Raw genomic sequence first — 20,798 nt, 5'->3', positions numbered from 1 at the left:
CAATGACCTCGATTTTTGATCAGGGCCTTGCGCCCGTTGATGCCAATTACGCTGTTAACTCTCCCATCGATTTTATTGAACGTACAGCCAGTGTGTATCCGGATTACACCTCCATTATTCATGGTGCTATCCGTTATAACTGGTCGCAGACCTATGATCGTTCCCGGAGGCTTGCCTCTGCGCTGAAAGGCCGTGGAATTGGCCGGGGCGATACAGTCGCCGCTATGCTGCCCAACATCCCTGCGATGGTGGAATGCCACTTTGGTGTGCCCATGGTTGGCGCCGTGCTGAACACGCTGAATGTGCGTCTGGATGCAGAAGCCATTGCGTTTATGCTTGGGCACGGGGAAGCCAAAGTCGTGATCGCCGACCGGGAGTTTGGTGAGGTGATTCGCGAAGCTGTCAGCCGCATGGAAGACAAGCCGCTGGTTATCGATGTGGACGACCCCGAATACGGAGAGGGGGTTCAGGTCAGTGACCTGGACTACGAAGCCTTCCTGAAAGAGGGTGACCCTCAGTTCCAGTGGAGCTTTCCTGAGAATGAATGGGATGCCATTTCACTGAACTACACGTCCGGAACCACCGGCAACCCCAAAGGCGTGGTGTATCACCACCGCGGTGCCTATATCAACTCGCTGGGGAACCAGGCGGTATGGTCGATGGGTATGCATCCTGTGTATCTGTGGACATTGCCCATGTTCCACTGCAACGGTTGGTGTTTTCCCTGGACAATTACAGCTATGGCGGGCACTCATGTTTGCCTGCGTCGTGTTGATCCGGAAAAAATTCTGCGGCTGATCAAAGAGCATCAGGTCACCCATATGTGCGGTGCTCCCATTGTTCTGAACGCTCTGCTGAATGTCCCCCCTGAGTCCAAGGCGGGTATTGATCACGAAGTCCGTTCCATGATCGCTGGTGCTGCGCCCCCTGCGCAGGTGATAGGTGCTGTTGAAGAAATGGGCATCAAGGTGACTCATGTATACGGCCTGACGGAAGTTTATGGCCCGGTAACTGTCTGCGCCTGGAAATCCGAGTGGGACGAACTGCCTCTGGATGGACGTGCGCGAATCAAAGCCCGCCAGGGCGTGCGTTACCACACACTTGCCGGCACTATGGTTGGTGATCCCAATACTATGGCGCCTGTTCCCAAAGACGGCAAAACCATCGGAGAAATCTTCCTGCGCGGTAATACCGTGATGAAGGGATATCTGAAAAACCCGAAAGCCACCGAAGAGGCATTCCGTGGCGGTTGGTTCCATACAGGCGACCTGGCTGTGTGGCATGAAGACGGTTACATGGAAATCAAGGATCGCCTTAAAGACATCATTATCTCCGGCGGTGAGAACATTTCCACCATCGAAGTTGAGGATGCCCTTTATCGGCACCCTTCCGTTCTGGAAGCTGCTGTAGTGGCGCGCCCGGATGAAAAATGGGGTGAAACGCCCTGTGCATTTGTAACACTGAAGCCAGAAGCCGGCGATGTTAGTGAAGAAGATATTATCAGCTTCTGCCGTGAACACCTGGCCCGCTTCAAAGTCCCTAAAACTGTCGTTTTCTCGGAGTTGCCAAAAACGTCTACGGGTAAAATCCAGAAATTCGTATTAAGGGATCAGGCCAAAGAACTGGGCTGATCTTCTGACCGGCAGCACCGGCCCTGGTGCTGTCGTATATCACCACAAAAACAACACATTTAGCATGCACCGCCAGGCGCGTGCAGGAGATACTATTATGCAAATGTTTCATCGAAAGAACGGGGAAGAGCAGCCATTCTGGCCTGCGGGCCCGTTCAAGATCCGTCTTCCTTTTGTCCATTACCGTTGGGAATTTGCGGAAATGGTGCAAGCCCTGATCATGTTCGTGGTGAGCCTCGCCATGATCCCGCTACTGGAAACCTACCTTGGTGTGCCCTACGACGTGGCACTGGCCTATGTAGTGATCTGTGGTATTGGTTTTATGCTGCCTGCGCTGTTGGGTGTGCCTCTTGTTCCAGGCTGGATTACGCCGGGCATTCCTGTTGTGTTGTTGTTCCTGAGTGACTATGAGCCGGGCCCCGAGGCAATACAGGCGTTGTTTGCACTACAGTTTCTGGTGTTTGTTATTTTCCTGGTGCTCGGAATTACGCGCCTCGGAAGCAAACTGGTAGACGTGATACCCCGCTCCATGAAGGGCGGCATTATTATCGGTGCTGGTATTGCGGCGCTTATGGGCGAGATTGAGGCCGGCGGTCGTTTGGCTAATACGCCGATCTCCTTGATTGTTGGTGGTCTGGTTTGCCTGTACCTGATGTTCTCTGTGTCGTTCAAGGGGTTTGTAGAGACTAACTCTATAGCCCGCAAGATCGCGAACTATGGCATGGTGCCAGGCATGATTGTGGCAATTCTTGTGGGCTTTGCTACAGGAGAATATGACGTGCCAGATGTGCAGTGGGGTATTACCAAGCCTGCTTTCGACGAGCTGTGGAACTATCTTCCGTTTTCTGTTGGTTTTCCGGACGCTGAAGTATTTTTTTACGCCATTCCTACGGCGGTAATTGCCTATGTTATTGCTTTCGGGGATATCGTGGTGGGCCAGTCCCTGATGAACCGTGTTGATCATCTTCGTAAAGACGAAGATATTGATAACAGCATCGACCGCGTACACCTGGTTACCGCAATCCGGAACGGTGGCCATGCCTTCTTTGCTCCGTATCCTGGCCTGGCAGGTCCGATCTGGACCGCGGTAACGGCTACGATGGCCGAGCGCTACAAATATGGTCGCAACGCTATGGACTCTATTTACAGCGGCGGCGGCACATTCTGGATTACGGGCTTCATCGCTCTGTTTGTTTTGCCTCTGGTGAGCTTTTTTCAGCCGGTGCTTCCCATAGCGCTTTCCCTGACGCTTTTGTTGACTGGCTACATCTGCCTGATGGTTGGCCTGGAACAGCTGGAAAATAACACTGAGCGGGGCATCGCGGGCACCATGGGAGTGGTGTTGGCAGTCTATGGCGCTGGCTGGGGACTTGCGACCGGCGCAGTTCTCTATTTGTTGATTGAAAGAACCAAATTGCTTGGCTTTACTGCGGACCCTGAAGCTCCGGGTGCAGATGAGGTTGGCAAGTAGTTAATTGGTTGCCCCCGGCACGCTCCGGGGGGAATCCACACACTGTGTGTCTTTGGGAGGCGGAATGCCTCCCCTTTTTTTGCCCGCTTGTCGTTTTCTGGATGCCTTCCTTCCTGGTTCCCCGGGGCTTCGTGTTAGCCTCATGGTATATACAGCCATTGTCGGCATATTTGATCATATCAACAGGGCCTCGAGTATTGTGACGAAAGCGAAGGTTGATCCAGCCAGTCGACTGCTTGAACTGCATGTGAAGCACGAGCTCGCCTCTCTGAAGGGGGCAAAACTCCGGAAGTTTCTGAGGCAGGAAGCCAGTGAGCTATTTGATTATGCGGGTAATATCAGTCTGAACCGTATAGCCTCTGAAAATCAGGTGATGGAGACTGTTCAGCGTGTTGTCGTGGATATGGAACTGAATGCCGGGGTTCCGGAGCTGGCGGGCGAGATGGCTGCCAGAGTGCTGAATGCACCGGTTCAGGCTACGACAGCCCTGCAGGATATTCTTACCCGGGACCAGGCTGCAGCCTTTGTGGAAGAAATGCTTGAGCTGCGACAGCAGCGTGAGCAGCTGATCAGTGAAATCATGACGCACCCGGTTTACCAGGAACTGGTCTCGAATGTGGTGTATCAAGGGGTGGTTAATTACCTTTATGAAGACAACCTGATTGCCAAATCGGTACCTGGCGTTGGCTCCATGATGAAGTTCGGCAAGCGTATGGCCAATAAGGCAGTGCCCGGGCTGGATGAAACCTTCGAGCGCCGTCTGAAGGCCTGGCTCTCAGACAGTCTGCCTGGGCTGATCACTCGCAGTGAGCAATTCCTGCAACGGGCTCTCTCTGACGATGAAGTGCGGGACACGGCCATGGCAACCTGGGTTGCCATGGAAGACCGGACGCTGGCTGATTTGCAGGAAGGGTTGGGTGAGGTTCAGTTGCAGGAATTTGTAGCATTGGGTTATGAGTTCTGGCTTCGGTTCCGGAAAACGGACTACTTTACGGGCTGTGCCCGCGCCGTGGTTATGCACCTGTTTGAAAAGTATGGTGACCGGCCGCTTGCCGACCTGCTCGGCGCCTTGGGGATTACCCGTGAAATGATTCTGTCAGAGGTGGACGCCTGGGCTATTCCGGTTATAGACGTGCTCAGGGAAGAGGGTTATCTTGAGGCCCTTGTGCGCAGGCGGTTGTCAGCTTTTTATAATTCCGCTGCAGTACGCAAGATTTTTGCGCAGGAGTCATAATACTTTCGGTCTCCTGCATCAATAGATGTGGAGGTCTGTTTGTTTTCTGAGCTGTTCTGGGCTTATCTGATTGCCATAAGCCTGCTGACTGTCACGCCAGGGGTTGATACGCTGCTGGTCATGCGTAACGCCGGCCGCGGGGGCCTCCGTGACGGCTGTGTGACCAGTGTGGGTATTTGCAGTGGTCTTTTTATTCACGCGACGCTTTCGGCGTTGGGTATCTCCCTTCTTTTGCTTGAAACAGCCTGGGCATTCTCTGCACTGAAATGGGCCGGAGCCTGTTACCTGATCTGGCTTGGCCTTGGTTCGTTGAGGCAGGCTTTAAAACCCAGGTCTGTTTCCGGCGCAGAAGCACCTTTGGTTGTGCGTCAGGGTGTACCTCTGGTGGTGTCATTTCGTGAAGGGCTGCTGTCCAATGTATTGAATCCGAAAACCGCCCTGTTCTATATGGCTTTGTTGCCCCAGTTCGTGGATCCGGCGGGAAATGCCTTTCAACAGTCTTTAATGCTGGCTGGTGTGCACTTTCTTCTGGCGATGTTCTGGCAGTGTGGACTGGCATGGGTGGTTGTGCGTTTCCGGGGTGCGGGTATCGGGGCACGGGCCAGGCGACTGCTCAATGGGCTGACCGGGGGGTTCTTTATTGCCATGGGAGCCAGGCTGGCGGGCAATTGACTGCGGATTTCAGGGTGTAAGAGCAAAAAAGGGAAGCCTGCAGAGGCTTCCCTTTTGTCACATTCAGGCGCTTGCGTTAACCAGCACCAGAATTATTTCTCCAGATACTGAAGCTTATTGGGTTTGCCATCCCATTCTTCGGCTTCCGGGAGCGGGTCTTTTTTCTCGGTAATGTTGGGCCATTTCCCCGCCAGGTCGGCGTTGAGTTCCACAAACTGCACCTGATCGGCAGGCAGTTCATCTTCTGAGAAAATCGCTTCAGCCGGGCATTCGGGCTCGCACAGCGCACAGTCGATACACTCGTCCGGGTCGATTACCAGGAAGTTCGGGCCTTCGTAGAAGCAGTCTACCGGGCATACTTCCACACAGTCTGTGTATTTGCACTTGATGCAGTTATCGGTAACGATAAACGCCATAATCAGATCCCTGGTCCAGTGGTCAATCTCATCCGGAGCTTGTTGTCAGCTCCATGGTTCTGTTTTGATGGGCGATATTGTAGGGAGCGGCCCGCGCAGCCGCAAGCGTTTGGCTGCTATAACCTTATTACCCAGATCAACTTTCTGTCAGTTTTTCAGTAATCCTTTCAATTCATACAGCCGGTTCATCGCCTCTCTGGGTGACAACTCGTCCAGGTCGAGACTTTTCAACGTTTCCTCTACAGCGCTGGGCTCCGGACAGGCAAACATATCGCCCTGATAGACCGCCTGGCTGGGCATCGTTGATATTTTTTTCTCAACCTCGGTTATCGGCGCTGGTCTGGCTTCTGCGGGTACTGAACTGCCTTCCAGCAGTTTCAGTTGTGTTTTGGCGTTGCCGATAACGCTTTGGGGGACTCCGGCCAGCTTGGCTACCTGCAAACCGTAACTCTGGCTTGCAGGGCCTTCGTGTACGTTGTGCAGGAAAACAATGCTGTCGTCGTGCTCGGTTGCGGTCAGGTGCACGTTAACTGCGTGCTCCATGTCGTCCGCCAGTTGCGTGAGCTCAAAATAGTGGGTGGCGAACAGGGTATAGCAGCGAATTTCTTTTGCCAGGTGTTCTGCTGTAGCCCAGGCGAGGGACAGACCATCAAATGTACTGGTGCCGCGGCCAACTTCGTCCATCAGAACAAGGCTCAGCTCTGTTGCATTGTGCAGAATGTTTGCGGTCTCTGTCATTTCAACCATAAAGGTAGAACGGCCACCAGCGGTGTCATCAGAAGAACCCATGCGAGTAAAAATACGGTCCAGCGGGCCCAGTACGGCGCGGTTGGCCGGCACGAAACTCCCGGTGTATGCGAGCAGGGCAATCAAGGCTGCCTGGCGCATATAGGTGGATTTACCGCCCATGTTGGGGCCGGTAATAACCAGCATCCGGCGTTGAGTATCCATCAGCAGATTGTTGGGTACGAAAGGTTCGTCAAGAAGCTGCTCGACAACAGGGTGTCGGCCATCTTCAATTTCGAACCCCGGAGCATCGCGGAATTCAGGTGCTGCGAAGCGCAGAGTGCTTGCCCGTTCTGCGAAATTGCTGATGACATCAAGCTCTGCCAGCGCCTGAGCGGCATCCTGCAGTGGCGCGAGTTGCTCTGCGACGGTTTCAAGCACCTCGTCGTAGAGTGCTTTTTCTCTTGCCAGAGCCCGGCTTTTGGCGCTCAGGGCTTTGTCTTCAAAAACTTTCAGTTCTGGCGTTATGAAGCGCTCTGCGTTTTTCAGCGTCTGGCGACGAATGTAATCCGCTGGCGCCTGGGCAGACTGGGCCCGGCTGATCTCAATGTAATAGCCGTGCACCCGGTTATAACCTACTTTCAGGGTGCTGATTCCGGTACGTTCCCGCTCCCGGGTTTCCACGTCCAGCAAATACTGGCCAGCGTTTTCGCTGATGTTGCGCAGCTCGTCCAGTTCTTCATCAAAGCCCTCACGGATAACACCGCCTTCCCGGATTACGACCGGAGGGTTGTCTATAATCGCGCGTTCCAGGGTGTCTGCCAGCTCGGGGTACTCGCCAATTATCCCGGCCAGAGCTGCGATGTGTTGTGAGTTTACCGGCTTTAGTGTTTCCTGAAGCTCCGGCAGGGCCAGGAATGCATCCCGCAGACGGGCGAGGTCCCGGGGCCGGGCTGAGCGCAGTGCAACCCGGGCCAGTACCCGTTCAATATCGCCCACTGTCTTCAGCAGGTTATGCACCGGTTCGTAGTGGAAGCCATCAAGCAGAGCAGATACCGCTTGCTGGCGCTGCTGCACCACGGTTGCATCCCGCAGTGGTCGGTTCAGCCAGCGCCTTAGCTCCCGCCCGCCCATGGATGTTGCGGTTTTGTCCATGACCCATGCCAGCGTGTGCTGGTGGCCACCCATAAGGTTGATGTCGATTTCCAGGTTCCGGCGGCTGGTGGCATCGAGAATCACCGCTTCATCCCGGCGTTCACGGGTCAGTTTGCGGATGTGGGGCAGGGCGGTGCGTTGGGTTTCTTTGGCATACTGCAACAGGCAGCCGGCGGCACAAATGGCCAGGGTGAGATCGTCGCAGCCAAAACCCGTCAGATCACGAACCTGCAATTGTTGGGTAATGACCCGGCGAGCTGTGTCGGATTCGAACAGCCAGGGACCCTGGCGCCGGATACCGGTAAAGCCAGCCAGGACTTCCTCAAATGGAAAATCTTCGCTGATCAGTATCTCCGCCGGACGTAAACGCTGCAGTTCTCCCTGCAGGGCTTCAAGGTTTTCCAGTTCGGAAACTGCAAAACGCCCACTGGAAATATCCAGGGATGCAAAACCAAACTGCTCCTGGTGGTGGAAAATGGCAGCAAGCAGGTTGTCGCGGCGATCTTCCAGATAGGCATCATCACTGAGAGTGCCTGGGGTGACAATCCTTACAACCTGGCGGTCAACTGGCCCTTTGCTGGTTGCGGGGTCTCCGATCTGTTCGCAGATGGCGATGGATTGACCCGCTCTGACCAGCCGTGCAATGTACCCTTCAGATGCATGAAACGGGATACCGGCCATGGGAATCGGATTGCCGCCGGACTGTCCCCTTGCGGTGAGGGTTATGTCCATCAGCTCGGCAGCTTTTTTTGCGTCGTCGTAGAACAGCTCGTAAAAGTCACCCATGCGGTAGAACACCAGTTCATCCGGGTGCTGACCCTTGATCCTGAGGTATTGCTGCATCATTGGAGTGTGCTTGGAAAAATCATTCTGAGCTGCTGACATGGACAAATCCGGATAATCTTGCTTTGGGTGAAGCCAAGGATTGTAAGAAAATAACGCCCTTGATGAAATGAAGGAGAGCATTATGCCTGCCAGTGATCACGAACTCGAACAAGCTGGAAGCCAGTTGGGTGAAAAGCTGTTAGCAGAGAATCTTACCCTGATAACGGCTGAAAGTTGCACCGGAGGCTGGGTTGCAAAGGTAATGACTGATAAACCGGGGTCTTCTGCTTATGTGGTGGGGGGACTGGTGACCTACAGTAACCATGCAAAACAGAAGCTGCTGGGTGTTGCTGGCAGAACTCTGGATACCCACGGAGCTGTCAGCGAACCGGTTGTCCGGGAGATGGTTGCAGGTGCGCTGGCCACAACCGGGGCTGGTGTTGCCGTGGCTGTCAGCGGTGTTGCTGGGCCTGGGGGGGGGAGTAAAAAAAAGCCCGTGGGTACAGTCTGGTTCGCCTGGGGATCAAGTGCGGAAAACACTGAGGCGGTCGTTCAGCACTTCAGTGGTGATCGTGATCAGGTGCGCCGCCAGGCAGTTCTCTTTGCCCTGCAAGGTGTTAGCGGTTTTTTGGAAAAAGCCTGAATGTTTTCGTATCAGCCTTTCATAATCACAGGGGTTGGTCTCTTTCTCCGGGTATGCTTTAATACTGTTCAAATATACAGGGATCCTGCTGTAACCGCTGTGCAGGTTCCCTTCATTATCTCTCCGCTGGCTTGTTCTACCTTGCCGGCGGCCAAGGCAACAGAGGGTTTGCACTGATGGAAGACAACCGCAAAAAAGCATTGAGCGCTGCGCTGGGCCAGATCGAGCGCCAGTTTGGTAAGGGCGCAGTAATGAAAATGGGCGATCAGCCCCGCGAAGCCATACCTGCGGTCTCCACTGGTTCTCTGGGGCTGGATGTTGCTTTGGGTATAGGCGGCTTGCCTTACGGCCGTATTGTTGAAATTTACGGGCCTGAAAGTTCCGGTAAAACAACCCTGACTCTTCAGGTCATCGCCGAAGCGCAAAAAGCTGGCAAAACCTGTGCCTTTATAGATGCGGAGCACGCTCTGGATCCCATCTATGCTGAAAAGCTGGGTGTTAATGTGGATGACCTGCTGGTTTCCCAGCCAGATACCGGGGAGCAGGCGCTGGAAATCGCAGATATGCTCGTGCGCTCCAACGCAGTAGACGTCATTGTTGTTGACTCCGTTGCGGCGTTGACCCCGAAAGCAGAAATTGAAGGTGAAATGGGCGATAGCCACGTTGGCCTGCAGGCTCGTCTTATGTCACAGGCACTGCGTAAGCTAACGGGTAACGTGAAAAATGCCAACTGCCTGATGGTGTTTATCAACCAGATCCGTATGAAAATTGGCGTGATGTTCGGCAGTCCTGAAACGACTACGGGTGGTAACGCTCTGAAATTCTATTCGTCAGTACGCCTTGATATCCGCCGCATCGGCGCGGTTAAAGAGGGTGATGAAGTTGTTGGTAACGAAACCCGGGTTAAAGTCGTCAAGAACAAGGTAGCTCCGCCTTTCCGTCAGGCAGAGTTCCAGATTCTTTACGGCAAGGGTATTTATCACATGGCAGAAGTGCTCGATATGGGCGTTAAAGAAGGCTTTGTGGATAAATCCGGCGCCTGGTATGCCTACAACGGTGACAAAATCGGTCAGGGTAAGGCTAACGCCTGTAAGTTCCTTGAAGAAAACATGGATCTGGCCAAGGAAATTGAAGCCAAGGTACGTGAAAGGCTGATGCCGAAGCCGGTTTCCAAGAAAGACGCTGAAGCTGAAGTGCCGGCAGAAGCGGATGGTGAACTGCTTTAAGATAATCCGGAGGGTATTGTGCCCTCCAGAAAGAAATTGCTTGTTATAGCTTATGCAACTCCTCCGAATACCTCCCACCCTGCGCAATTCTGTTGCGCAGGGTGCCGGCAATAAGACATTGAAAGCGTAGAAGTAACCACAAAGAAACTAATGATTATTATCAACGCTATTTTCCTTTACGAAGTTTAGCATCAGAAACTCATAATTCTGGCGCAGGCGGTGCTTCTTTGGGCTCCCTTCTGCCCCAGTGACAGAGGAGTACCTGATGCGGCTCAGTTATAGGATGCTCAGGCGTAGCCAGTTTGCTGGCCGCCCTGTGCAAGCGGTGATTCCGCCCTTGCTAATAATTGCAACTCTGATTATCTTGCTCGCCTCTGTACCGACGAACGCTGGTGCTGAAGTATTGGCTCCTACTTCTGCGATCAACAAGGCTGGAATGCAGCGGATGTTGACTCAGCGTATCGTCAAATCCTATTTACTGATTGGCCAGGATGTCGCTGCTAACAAGGCCCAGAAACAGCTGGATGAAAGTGTGGCTCTTTTTGAGGAAAACCTCGGAGACTTGGAAGGTTTTTCACCTACACCGGAAATTACCGCATCGCTACAAGACATTCGCCGGGAATGGAACAGATTCCGTCAGCTGGCAATTGCCAGACCAGAGCATAGCCAGGCACTTGGCGTGATCGAAGGTGGCTCCCGTTTGCTTGGGCTATGCGAGGAAAATGTCGAGTTGTTTGAAACCTATTCAGGCGGAAAGAAGGGGGAGCTGATCAACCTCTCCGGGCGTCAGCGTATGTTGTCACAACGTATAGGTATGTTATATGTCGCCAAGAGCTGGAGGATCTCTGGTGAGATGCTGGACAAAGAGTTTGAGCAGGCGCTGGGTGATTTTGATCGTGCACTGACGGTTCTGACTCAATCTTCTCTTAATACCGGTGAGATAAACCAGGCTTTGAGTGAAGTTGTGGCTCAATGGAAGTTCTCACGATCGGGGTTTGAGATGGTGGAAAGCGGGCGTTATGTACCTTTTGTTATTCAGGTGACTACTGAGTCCATGCTCAAGAAAATGGATAAAATTGCGGGTTTGTACGTTTCCATTGAATAGCCCTTGAAATACATACTCTCTGGTACACCTTGATATCTGCCGTACCGGTGCGGTAAAAGGAATATAGTGAAGCTGCAGGTAACGAAGCTTGCCTTGAATTTCGCAAGAACACTATGGCTTCACTTTTCTGCCAGGTCAGTCCTCAGCATTTTGTGGAAAGGGCATTTCCCCGATGACAGGATTGGGTGGTGATCTGCTCCAGAACCGACCAGGAGGTGAGTATGGATCGCAAAAAGAAACTGCTTATTGTTGCCCATGCACCGTCTCCGAATACCCTTACCCTGCGCAACGCCGTTGCGCAGGGCGCAAGCCATGAAGATATTGAAAATGTTGCAGTAACCGTGCTGGCACCACTGGATGCCGGCCCGGATGATGTTCTTGCCTGTGACGCCATTCTCCTTGGCACCACTGAAAACCTTGGATATATGAGTGGCGCCCTCAAGGACTTTTTCGATCGCTGCTACTACCCCTGCCTGGAGAAAACCCAGGGTCTGCCTTTTACCTATTACATTCGCGCGGGTCACGACGGCACCGGAACGCGGCGTGCTATCGACAGCATTACCACCGGACTGCGCTGGAAACTTATCCAGGAGCCATTGGTCTGCCGGGGAGAATACCGGGAAGAATTCGAAGAGCAGTGTCGAGAGCTGGGTATGTACGTCGCTGCAAGTCTGGATGCGGGGCTTGTCTGAGTATCCCCGGCTTTTCTACATCCCCTCCTGATCTTCAGTCTCTGCCGATGCTTGTCTGATCGCGTCAATAAGGCAGCGTGTTGTCAGAGTAATGCCGCGGAACGATGGAGTGAGACTTTTCAGCTGTAGGGGTTCGGGCCGTGCGCTTTCGCAGACTGGCTGAAGAACCTGGTTTTCGAGCTCGTGGCGGCATGCTAACAATGGCAAACATGCAATGCCGATCCCTGCTTTGGCGGCCTCTTTCAGCATGTAGAGATCCGGAGCGATAAAGGCGGGGTTTTTGATGATTCTGGTAGTTTTTTTTACAACCCAGGGGTGGGGGTTGCCATTATCTCCCCAGGCCAGGAGTTGACCATCCCGTAGATCTGCCATGTGTGTTACATCACCAAGATTCTGGATATATTGCGGACTCGCAAGCAGTTGTTGCTGCAAGGTTGCGATCGGGCGGACTACAAGCTCGGCACTGTCCGTTGGCGAAGGGTGAACGCTGAGGCAAAGGTCGAGGTGTCGCAAAGCTGTACTGGCAAAATTCTCGGCGATGTGAACCTCATAGCGGACGTCCGGGTTCTCATTTTTGAATTGGCTCAGAACCTTGAGCAACCACTCCGACAGAATTGTTGGTATTGCCACGCGAATAAGTCCGCCAGGTCTTTCGAGAGTGTCCCAGGCACTGATCTGGGCAGCACGAGCTGCAGTCAGCATATCGAGCGCGTGTCGATAAATTTCTTCACCGATTGTCGTCAAGACCAGCCTGCGGTTGTTGCGGTTGAGCAACTGAACACCCAGTCGTTCTTCAAGGTGCCTGACTCTTTTGCTAAGGCTGGATTTTGCGACTCCCATATGCTCTGCGGCTGCAGAGAAACTACCTAGTTCTACAACCGAAGTGAACCAGAATAATTCGGTAAAGTAGTCTGCATCGCGCAATGTTTCTTCCTCGGTACAACAGTTTATTGTTCGACTGGCGGCAACGCCTGTATTATTCGTGATATGTTACCTCGGCGTAATGTATAAGGCTTTTGAATGCACGGCTTGAGCTTTTGTTTGCGCGGAAAGCTTCCTGTAAGAACGTACTTAAGGCAAGTGTTATATGGATACCACCAGAACGGCGTTTGGCGTGCGTGCGGCACCAGTTGATGAGATGTCCATACCTCATATTTTGGTGGTTGATGATTCGCCAGAGGATGTCCGCCCTATACTGCTGGCGATAAAAGCGCAGGGCTGGCGAATTTCTTTAGCTCATGATGCCCGTCAAGGTTTGCAGCGCGCACTTGTGCTGGACCCTGATCTGATTTTGCTGGATGTCCAGATGCCCCACATGAATGGCTTTACCTTCTGTCGTTTGTTGCGTGAATCTGATGAAACACGGGCTACTCCGGTTATATTTCTCACTTCAGCCGGGTCATTGGAGCAGCGCCTGGAAGGGCTCAAGACGGGCGGGGTCGATTACGTTCTCAAACCTTATGAGCCCCTGGAAGTGCTGGCACGTATGCGAATTCACATGCAGCTACAGCATCGGGACACTGTGGAATCCGGTGAGTCTGTGGTGGCAGCCAACAGTGATGACGAACTGCTGCTGCGGGCAGCTGTGCGCTATATTTCACAGAATCTGAGAGACCTCCCATCGCTCCAGGAAATCGCGCGTAGCGTGGGAACCCATGATAAGCGTTTGTCTAAACTGTTTCGCGAGCATATCGGAGTGACAGTGTTCGCGTACATTCGGGAAATACGCTTGCGGAAGAGCCAGGAACTGCTGAGTGACGGCAACATGAGTGTTCAGGATATTTCTGACTGGCTTGGTTTCGGCAGTGCCTGCAATTTCACGACTGCTTTTCGCCGCGATGTGGGAATGACACCGAGTCAGTTCCGTCAACAGGCTAAGGGTAAGTAAACTGCTATATCGATATCTGATGTCAGTCCTGGTCGTTTGGCTGGTGTTTTATTCCATACCGCTGTCGGCGCAGGAAAAGCTTGAGCTCTGTGCCTCCAATGAGATGGCTATCCTCAGTCATGTCAGCATCCTTGAAGACTCGTCACAGCGCCTGGACTATCGCGATGTTGCCGCGACCGGCGACGAAAGTTTCTATCATATCGATGACAGACCTCCATCCTGGGGGTATACCAGATCTGCGGTATGGCTGCGTTTTGAATTGGTGAACAGCGGAGCCTCTTCTTGTGAGCGTTGGCTGATAGTAGGCGAACCCAGGTTAGAGGATGTTCAGGTGCACTCGTTTCACAATGGAATTTGGAGCGAGATGACAGGGGGAAGTGCTTACCCCTTGGAACAGTGGGCAGTAGCCGCGCGTCAGCCTCGCTTCAGGATTGCACTAGGCGCAGGGGAGGAGATGGAGGTTCTGGTTCGTATTGCCAGCAGAAGTTCAATGTTGGTACAGCCTGAACTCTGGGACGACAGAACGTTAATTCAAAACGTGACAGCCAGCCATTTAATCGAAGGTGTAATCCTCGGGACAATACTGCTTCTTCTATGTGTTGGGCTGGTCATTGCTGTAATCACCCGGTTTCGTTTGTTGCTCTTGAGTTGCCTGGCATTGTTTTTTTATTCACTGGTGTATTTCATATTAAACGGGTACCTGTTCTATTTACCTTCATTATTGCCTTGGTCAAGGGAATTGATCGGAATACTTTCGATGACTTCCGGGGCATTTTTTTACGCTTATTGTTATCTGCTTTTCCAGGTGCGCAGCCTTGGTTCGTGGGTGAACCTGGCGTTTTTCGTTTATGCCCTGATTGCAGTTGTTGTGCTTTTGGTTGGCGCGTCCGGAGATCCCGTATCGAGTTCCGGTTTGTATTCCTTTTTCATGTTTGGGCACTACCCTCTGGTTCTGATCCTGCCCCTGGTCGCTGTCTACCAGGGTATCAGGCCTGCATGGCCTGCATGGTTGCTCAGCAGTCTGGCGCTGTTTCAAGTGGGCTTGTGGGTCTGGTGGCAAGCTGGAGAACACATCTGGCATTATACTGGCGAGCACCAGCAGGAGTCAGTTTTTACGTTGATTGTACTGGTTCTAAGTACCCTGATGTCTGGCGTGGTTCGTTCCCGGCAACAAAAACAGGAGGCACTCGCCGAGGTTTCCCTCCTGCAACGTGTTGAGAATGAGCGGCTGGAGAAAAAGGTTGAGTTGCGTACCCGGCAACTACGCGAAGCACTTCACGCCCGCAGTACTCTGCTAGCCCGGGTTAGTCATGACCTTCGAAGCCCTTTGAACCGTATTGTTAATAATGTGCGTCAGGTGAGGGGGCAGCTTATTCCTGAATACCTCAACAAGATTGAGCGCATTGCTCTTCAACAACTTGAGTTCATCGATGACCTTCTCGATTTCTCCAGAACGGAGTTGAATGAGATTGAACTTAGCCTGGAACCCGGGTATCTGTTTGGATTCCTGAAAGAGATAGAAGAAGAAGGGCTAGACCTCGCATCAAGTCATGGCAACCGGTTGAACTGCTCCTTTGCGGATAATTTGCCCAGACTGGTCAATGCCGATTTTCGCCAACTCCGGCGAGTTCTGGTTAATCTGCTGCATAACGCTGCCAAGTTCACGAAAGAAGGCTCAATTGAACTGAAGGTTGAGAGCATTGCCAGCCAGGGCGGGAAGTTCTGTATACACTTTTCAGTTGAAGACAGCGGGGCCGGGTTTTCTCAGGAAATCAGCAGCAGGCTGCTTATGCCGTTTCAGCGTGGCAATAATGTAAAGAGTGTGGAAGGTGTCGGTCTTGGTCTGTCGATTGTCAAAAGCTTGCTGGAGCAGATGGGATCACGCCTGAGCCTTGAGAGCAGTGAGAGCCGTGGTAGCACTTTCAGCTTTTTATTGTGGCTGAACGATGCTTCGGAAGATGAGATAGATTCGGTTTTTCTGGAGAGTTACGTCACCACAACGGATGGTTGCGGGCGTAGCCTTATGATAGTGGATGATGTGGCGTTGCCTCGAATGTTCCTCGGTGATCTGTTCTCGGGTTATGGCTTTGAAGTGATGTTGGCGGCTGATGCTGAAGAAGCTCTGGCCGGATTGAAAACCAGGCGGATTGATCTGGTTATTACCGATCAGTTTATGCCAGACAAAGATGGCTGGGATTTGCTGCGGGAAGTTCGTCGCTCTCATCCGGGGTTGCCGGTATTGCTCTATTCCGCTTCTCCCGCACGCTCGCGACACGACACACAAGAGCTCTTCTTTGATGCCGTGCTGCTTAAACCATCCAGTACAGGGGATTTGTTGGCTTGCATAGAAAGGCTCTGCCCCCTGTCTTCGCCGGTTATTCCGCAATAACCTGATTGCGACCTTTGTTTTTTGCCTCATATAGATAGTGGTCAGCTTCAGCGATCAGTCTCTTCGGGGAGCTACTAACATTCGGGACTATGCTTTTCGCACCAATGCTCACGGTAACCCAGGGAGCGACCGTTGAAGCCCGGTGAGGAATCTGGAGGTCCTGCACAGCATCGCGGATACCTTCTGCGATGATGCTGGCACCATTCTGATCCGCATGGGGGAGGATGCAGGCGAATTCCTCACCACCATAGCGGCTGGCAAGATCGTGTTTGCGCTGCATCTGACGATTGATTGCAGTAGCAACCTGCTCAAGAACCTGGTCGCCGGCCTGGTGGCCGTAGTGGTCATTGAAGGGTTTAAAGGCATCAACATCAATCATTAACAGACCGAGTGGCTCCTGGAGCTTGATAAGACGCTGCCATTCCACACTCAATACCTGGTCAAAACTGCGACGGTTAGCCAGTCCTGTAAGACCATCAAACTGGGCCAGTCGCTGCAGTTGCATGCGTTGTCGTTGAATAAGGAGATGGTTGCGTACGCGGGCTCTCAGAATGGCAGGGCTGAAGGGTTTGGCAATATAGTCAATGGCCCCGAGCCTGAGGCCCTGCTCTTCATTGACTTCTTCGTCGAGGACCGTCAGAAAGATCACTGCGATGTGAGCAGTTCTGGGATCCTGCTTCAGACGTCGGCAAACCTCAAACCCGCTCATTCCGGGCATGTGCGCGTCCAGCAGAATCAGGTCCGGTTGCTCACTGGCAGCAAGCTGAAGTGCCTGCTCTCCACTGTGTGCTTGTATCGGGTGGCAGATATCCTCTATCTCTGCAGCCGCAAAGGCAAGGCTCAGGGGCTGGTCGTCAACAAGAAGAACCTGTTGTCTTCCATGACTTGCTGTTTTGCTGAAGCGTTGCTGGCTTATAAGGTCATGCATGAAAACGGATTCCTGACCTGTGTAGGGTTATCACCGTTGGAAGTGCCTTTGTAATTCCTGTGTAGCATCCATAGTTGCATGGTGAATTTCCTGCACCAGTTTCTGTATGGCTTGAGCATCCGAATCCCGGGTGGCCCGCTTCAATGCCTCGCCGAGATTTTTCAGATTATTGAGCCCTACGTGTCCGGCGGTACCTATCAGGTCATGGGCGTGCTGGAGAAGCTGTTGCGGCTCGGTTTGTGCTGTCAGTGATTGAAACACCTGCCCGCGTTGCTGGCAATCTTCAAGGAGCATGTCAATCATATTGTTGAACTTTTCCGGGGCAATAAGGCGCTTGAGATGCTCCAGTGGCCTCGGGTCCAGAGCCCGGCTCGGGCTCTTTTTGCAGTGTTCCGCGAGAATTCTCAGGAGCGCCTTGTCATCTACAGGTTTGGCTACATGTGCGTTCATGCCTGCCTCAAGGCACGATGCCACGTCCTGCTCAGTGACGTTGGCGGTCATAGCGATGACTGGAATCTGTCTGAAGCGTGGGTTTCTGCGTAACCGGCGGGTTGCACTGAGGCCGTCAAGCTCTGGCATCATCATGTCCATTAGAATCACGTCGTAGGTATTGTCAGCCGAGGCCTCAAGCATATCCAGGGCCTTCTGCCCGTCGCTTGCACTATCAACCAGGATGCCAGCATCCATTAACAGTTCGCTGGCGACAAGCCGGTTAAGTTCGTTGTCATCTACCAGAAGCAGACGTAGCCCATGCAGATTATGAGTGGGCTCAAGCTGCTGTCTGAGGGGAGCTGTTGCGGGAATCGTTTCATCCGCCTCGGGAAGGTAAACCCGAACACGAAACCAGAAGGTGCTGCCCTGCCCAGGCGTACTGTGGACACCGGTACTGCCCCCCATCAATTCGGCAAGGTTGCGGGAAATCGCCAGGCCCAGACCTGTACCACCGAAACGTCGGGAAATCGAGTTGTCAGCCTGGTGAAATGGTTGAAACAGCTGCTGAATTTGCTCGTCGTCCAGGCCAATGCCCTGATCTTCAACTTCACCGTACAGGTACAGAGACTTATCGGTTTCCTGTTCTGATTTCAGGCGAATAACGATCTGCCCGTGATCGCTGAATTTAAGTGCATTGTTGGTATAGTTAAGCAGAATCTGGCTAATCCGCATCGGATCGCCGACGAGCAGATCAGGGCAGTCTTTCACATCCAGAACCAGGCTCAACCCCTTGCTTTCAGTTGTTTCTTCAAGCATTTCTTCGACATCGGTCAACAATTCTTCGGGAGAAAAAGAAATTGCCTCCACGGAGACACGACCGCTGTCTATCTTTGAGTAATCCAGGATGTCGTTAATAATGCCCAGTAAATGCTCACCGGCACGCATGATTTTCTCTACCCGGTCTTTTTGGCGAGGCTCAAGCGGGTGGCGAAGGCTGAGTTGTGCGAGCCCCAGGATGGCATTCATTGGGGTGCGGATTTCGTGGCTCATTGTTGCCAGGAAGTTGGCTTTGGCCTGAGCCACTTGTTCTGCAAGCTCCCGTGCTCTGGCGTTAGCTGCTGCTTCAACCTCCAGTCTGTCGGCTCGTAGCATAGTGTCACGAAACACCTGGAGAGCCTTTGCCATTTCGCCGACTTCATCATGGCGCTGAGTATGTTGGATATTCTGTTGATAGTCCCGGGTACTCAGCCTGCGCATTGCGTTGGTCAGTTGTTTTATGGGGCGTGATATCTGAGTAAATGACAGGTAGGCCGACAGGCCAATGACTGTCACCAGAGCCAGACTAAAGAGCAGCGTTGTATTGAATAGTGTGTTGCGGGTTGTCATATCAAGTGTTTGTGAAGCCCGCTGAAAACGCTCGACAGTGGCTTCTTTGAGATCGTCCATGTCCTGACGCATCGCGTTGAGTTGCGGGTCAAAGTCTTCATGAATGATATTCAGAGCCTTATCGCCTCGCCAGCGAGCGGCGGAGTTAATAATTGCGTCAGCCAGCGCAAAAACTTTCTCTTTCTGTTGTTGTATTGCGTCGAGTTTTGAATTTCCCTCATCAAGCAGTGGAGCAATGCGTGTGATTTTATCATTGAGCTGGATCTGAAGATTTTTGAGTTTTTCCTGTGTTGCCCGCATCTTTGCCACTTCCTGTTCGGTCAGAACAGAGAGTACAAGTTTGCTGGAATCGCTCAGGTCCAGTATGGCCTCGTTGATCAGAAGTGAGGCCTGGGCATCTCTGTTCAACAGAGCACGGTAGTTGTGATTCACGTCGTACAGGTTGGTCATGGAATAGAAGGTGATGCCGACAGCCAGAGCACCCAAAAGGATAACCAGCATAACGATTTTGCTGGTCAGTTTAAGATTACTGAACAGATGCATTGGCTTTCCTATGAGCGTGGTGCTTGAGAAATGATGTGAGCCAGGCGGCTTACCGCCTGGCTGTTGCTTATGTGGCCCATAAGGTGATCACTGATAACCTTGTAAAGAGCATTCTTGACAGGCCCGGGGTTGGCGTTCCCCATTGCAATTGATCCCAGCATCGCCCGGCGCATATTCGCGGCACGCATGTCGTTGATCGCCTGCTGACCGCATTGATCAAAGGCCGCTCGCGGCACATCCACCCGCGCTGGCGCCGCTCCGGTCGCGATATTGAGATCGCGTTGTAGCTCAATGCTCATAAGGGTTTTAACAAATTTGTTTCTTGTTTCGGGTTCAGCGGCATAGTCTTTGAACAGAATGTACTGGTCGCTATTAAAGAGCACCAATCCCTGGGTATCTGGAAAGCGGTAACAATCGTAGTCACGGCCAGATATCAGTCCCATGGCTTTAAATTCGCCACCAACCCAACTTCCCTGAACCTGCAACAAGGCTTGCCCTGAATGTACAAGTTCGGTTGCCTGGTTCCAGCTGCGTTTCGTCACCCCCGTATCCAGATAGTTTCGTAGCAGACTCATGCGTTGAAATATCAGGTCAACAATTTCGATATCCAGAGCCGTAGGGTCCAGCTCCATAAACACTCGGCGATAGAACTCTGCGCCTCCAACACCCGCGGCCACAGATTCAAACAGCAAGGTGTGCTCCCAGGCCTCCCTGCCAATCGCGATGGGGATCAGCCCGCTGGCTTTGGCTGTATCGAGCATATTTATCAGATCGGGCCAGGTGTCTGGCTGCTTCAAGCCCAGGCGGGTGAGTTGTGCATGATTCACCCAGAGCCAGTTGGTGGAATGCGTATTTATGGGCACACCCACCCAGTGTCCCTGGTATTTGGAAAGGTGCTGGATGGCGAATGGGATGACTTCATCCCATTGGTACTCCTCGGCAATATTGTCAAGGCTCAATAGCTTGCCCTGACGGGCCCAGTCGCGAATGTCATAGCCAATAGCCTGTGACGCCATCGGTGGTTTCCCGGCAGCTACCCGCCGGCGCAGTACGTCGCTGAAGCGATGGGTGCCGCTTCCGGCAAAGGCCTCGGCGTGCCAGCCAATACCCTGTTTCTCAACATGGCGCCGGATAGTATTAATGCTTTCTTTCTCTCCGTCGGAAACCCACCAGTGAAGAATGTCGACAGTATTGCTTGAAGAGGGTTGTGCCGCCGCTGACGCACAAAGCAGAAGGCCGCAGATAAAAGCAATTGAGCGCGGTTGGGACATTACTGGATCCAATGGGTGGCTGGCTGGGAACCGTCTTTAATTTTGAGGTATCTGACCCGGATCTACAAATCTAAGGTGGCAAACGTTCACATCCATCCGCAATCGGGTTGCTTGTTTGTCCGCTCAGTCAAAGGTCTCTGATTTGCCTCGCTTTGCCTGGAAAGT

At 52.7% G+C, this 20,798-nt stretch carries 16 protein-coding genes; 10 read left to right on the top strand and 6 right to left on the bottom strand.

Annotation, left to right across the window (positions count from 1 at the left end; all coding sequences use genetic code 11):
* The first annotated feature begins 2 nt into the window (after positions 1–2).
* From CPA50_RS14280 to CPA50_RS14265, 4 genes are all read left to right on the top strand, one after another.
* Positions 3–1,631, top strand: coding sequence for an acyl-CoA synthetase (locus CPA50_RS14280; RefSeq protein ID WP_096783207.1), 1,629 nt, complete (start codon positions 3–5; stop codon positions 1,629–1,631).
* A gap of 97 nt (positions 1,632–1,728) precedes the next feature.
* Positions 1,729–3,102, top strand: coding sequence for a solute carrier family 23 protein (locus CPA50_RS14275; RefSeq protein WP_096783206.1), 1,374 nt, complete (start codon positions 1,729–1,731; stop codon positions 3,100–3,102).
* Positions 3,103–3,166: 64 nt separating this feature from the next.
* The gene (locus tag CPA50_RS14270) at positions 3,167–4,336 is read left to right on the top strand and encodes a hypothetical protein (protein ID WP_227519662.1); all 1,170 of its coding nucleotides are present in this window, start codon (positions 3,167–3,169) and stop codon (positions 4,334–4,336) included.
* 39 nt (positions 4,337–4,375) lie between these two features.
* Positions 4,376–5,008 (top strand): LysE family translocator, encoded by a 633-nt coding sequence (locus tag CPA50_RS14265; RefSeq protein WP_179397237.1) that lies wholly within the window; start codon positions 4,376–4,378, stop codon positions 5,006–5,008.
* A 92-nt stretch (positions 5,009–5,100) separates the two neighbouring features.
* Here the strand turns inward: CPA50_RS14265 and fdxA are convergent, their stop codons facing one another.
* Both fdxA and mutS read right to left on the bottom strand, forming a co-directional pair.
* A complete protein-coding gene (gene fdxA / locus CPA50_RS14260) occupies positions 5,101–5,424 on the bottom strand; it encodes a ferredoxin FdxA (protein WP_096783204.1) in 324 nt (107 codons plus the stop codon).
* A gap of 147 nt (positions 5,425–5,571) precedes the next feature.
* Positions 5,572–8,190: a DNA mismatch repair protein MutS gene (gene mutS, locus CPA50_RS14255; RefSeq protein ID WP_096783203.1), complete on the bottom strand. Its 2,619-nt coding sequence runs from the start codon at positions 8,188–8,190 to the stop codon at positions 5,572–5,574.
* A gap of 82 nt (positions 8,191–8,272) precedes the next feature.
* Here mutS and CPA50_RS14250 point away from each other — a divergent pair, with 82 nt between their 5' ends.
* The 4 genes from CPA50_RS14250 (at position 8,273) to CPA50_RS14235 (ending at position 11,796) form a co-directional block, all read left to right on the top strand.
* Entirely contained in the window at positions 8,273–8,773 is a 501-nt protein-coding gene (locus CPA50_RS14250; RefSeq protein WP_096783202.1) for a nicotinamide-nucleotide amidohydrolase family protein, read from the top strand.
* Positions 8,774–8,949: 176 nt separating this feature from the next.
* On the top strand, positions 8,950–9,999 hold the full coding sequence (gene recA, locus CPA50_RS14245) for a recombinase RecA (protein ID WP_096783533.1): 1,050 nt from the start codon (positions 8,950–8,952) through the stop codon (positions 9,997–9,999).
* A gap of 265 nt (positions 10,000–10,264) precedes the next feature.
* Positions 10,265–11,104, top strand: coding sequence for a type IV pili methyl-accepting chemotaxis transducer N-terminal domain-containing protein (locus CPA50_RS14240; RefSeq protein ID WP_096783201.1), 840 nt, complete (start codon positions 10,265–10,267; stop codon positions 11,102–11,104).
* 221 nt (positions 11,105–11,325) lie between these two features.
* The gene (locus tag CPA50_RS14235) at positions 11,326–11,796 is read left to right on the top strand and encodes a flavodoxin family protein (protein ID WP_096783200.1); all 471 of its coding nucleotides are present in this window, start codon (positions 11,326–11,328) and stop codon (positions 11,794–11,796) included.
* Between the two features lie 15 nt (positions 11,797–11,811).
* On the opposite strand, the gene CPA50_RS14230 is transcribed toward CPA50_RS14235, so the two are convergent.
* Positions 11,812–12,720, bottom strand: coding sequence for a LysR family transcriptional regulator (locus CPA50_RS14230; protein WP_096783199.1), 909 nt, complete (start codon positions 12,718–12,720; stop codon positions 11,812–11,814).
* Positions 12,721–12,883: 163 nt separating this feature from the next.
* Here CPA50_RS14230 and CPA50_RS14225 point away from each other — a divergent pair, with 163 nt between their 5' ends.
* Positions 12,884–13,684 (top strand): DNA-binding response regulator, encoded by an 801-nt coding sequence (locus CPA50_RS14225; protein WP_202971770.1) that lies wholly within the window; start codon positions 12,884–12,886, stop codon positions 13,682–13,684.
* 19 nt (positions 13,685–13,703) lie between these two features.
* Entirely contained in the window at positions 13,704–16,073 is a 2,370-nt protein-coding gene (locus tag CPA50_RS14220; RefSeq protein WP_096783198.1) for a hybrid sensor histidine kinase/response regulator, read from the top strand.
* On the opposite strand, the gene CPA50_RS14215 is transcribed toward CPA50_RS14220, so the two are convergent.
* The 3 genes from CPA50_RS14215 to CPA50_RS14205 are packed head-to-tail and all read right to left on the bottom strand — an operon-like array spanning position 16,060 to position 20,633.
* The gene (locus CPA50_RS14215) at positions 16,060–17,001 is read right to left on the bottom strand and encodes a diguanylate cyclase domain-containing protein (protein WP_096783197.1); all 942 of its coding nucleotides are present in this window, start codon (positions 16,999–17,001) and stop codon (positions 16,060–16,062) included. The genes CPA50_RS14220 and CPA50_RS14215 overlap by 14 nt on opposite strands.
* A 30-nt stretch (positions 17,002–17,031) precedes the next feature.
* Positions 17,032–19,362: an ATP-binding protein gene (locus CPA50_RS14210; protein WP_096783196.1), complete on the bottom strand. Its 2,331-nt coding sequence runs from the start codon at positions 19,360–19,362 to the stop codon at positions 17,032–17,034.
* A gap of 8 nt (positions 19,363–19,370) precedes the next feature.
* The gene (locus CPA50_RS14205; RefSeq protein ID WP_096783195.1) at positions 19,371–20,633 is read right to left on the bottom strand and encodes an ABC transporter substrate-binding protein; all 1,263 of its coding nucleotides are present in this window, start codon (positions 20,631–20,633) and stop codon (positions 19,371–19,373) included.
* Between the last annotated feature and the right edge of the window lie 165 nt (positions 20,634–20,798).

This window comes from Marinobacter sp. ANT_B65 (genome assembly GCF_002407605.1).
Lineage (GTDB): Bacteria > Pseudomonadota > Gammaproteobacteria > Pseudomonadales > Oleiphilaceae > Marinobacter.
This window is presented reverse-complemented; position numbering and strand designations above follow the sequence as displayed.

Excerpts from the sequence above, each read along its gene's own strand:
- CPA50_RS14280 (WP_096783207.1), top strand. The coding sequence starts at position 3 with ATGACCTCGATTTTTGATCAGGGCCTTGCGCCCGTTGATGCCAATTAC.
- CPA50_RS14275 (WP_096783206.1), top strand. The coding sequence starts at position 1,729 with ATGCAAATGTTTCATCGAAAGAACGGGGAAGAGCAGCCATTCTGGCCT.
- CPA50_RS14270 (WP_227519662.1), top strand. The coding sequence starts at position 3,167 with ATGCCTCCCCTTTTTTTGCCCGCTTGTCGTTTTCTGGATGCCTTCCTT.
- fdxA (WP_096783204.1), bottom strand. The coding sequence starts at position 5,424 with ATGGCGTTTATCGTTACCGATAACTGCATCAAGTGCAAATACACAGAC.
- mutS (WP_096783203.1), bottom strand. The coding sequence starts at position 8,190 with ATGTCAGCAGCTCAGAATGATTTTTCCAAGCACACTCCAATGATGCAG.
- CPA50_RS14250 (WP_096783202.1), top strand. The coding sequence starts at position 8,273 with ATGCCTGCCAGTGATCACGAACTCGAACAAGCTGGAAGCCAGTTGGGT.
- recA (WP_096783533.1), top strand. The coding sequence starts at position 8,950 with ATGGAAGACAACCGCAAAAAAGCATTGAGCGCTGCGCTGGGCCAGATC.
- CPA50_RS14240 (WP_096783201.1), top strand. The coding sequence starts at position 10,265 with ATGCGGCTCAGTTATAGGATGCTCAGGCGTAGCCAGTTTGCTGGCCGC.
- CPA50_RS14235 (WP_096783200.1), top strand. The coding sequence starts at position 11,326 with ATGGATCGCAAAAAGAAACTGCTTATTGTTGCCCATGCACCGTCTCCG.
- CPA50_RS14225 (WP_202971770.1), top strand. The coding sequence starts at position 12,884 with ATGGATACCACCAGAACGGCGTTTGGCGTGCGTGCGGCACCAGTTGAT.
- CPA50_RS14220 (WP_096783198.1), top strand. The coding sequence starts at position 13,704 with ATGTCAGTCCTGGTCGTTTGGCTGGTGTTTTATTCCATACCGCTGTCG.
- CPA50_RS14215 (WP_096783197.1), bottom strand. The coding sequence starts at position 17,001 with ATGCATGACCTTATAAGCCAGCAACGCTTCAGCAAAACAGCAAGTCAT.
- CPA50_RS14210 (WP_096783196.1), bottom strand. The coding sequence starts at position 19,362 with ATGCATCTGTTCAGTAATCTTAAACTGACCAGCAAAATCGTTATGCTG.
- CPA50_RS14205 (WP_096783195.1), bottom strand. The coding sequence starts at position 20,633 with ATGTCCCAACCGCGCTCAATTGCTTTTATCTGCGGCCTTCTGCTTTGT.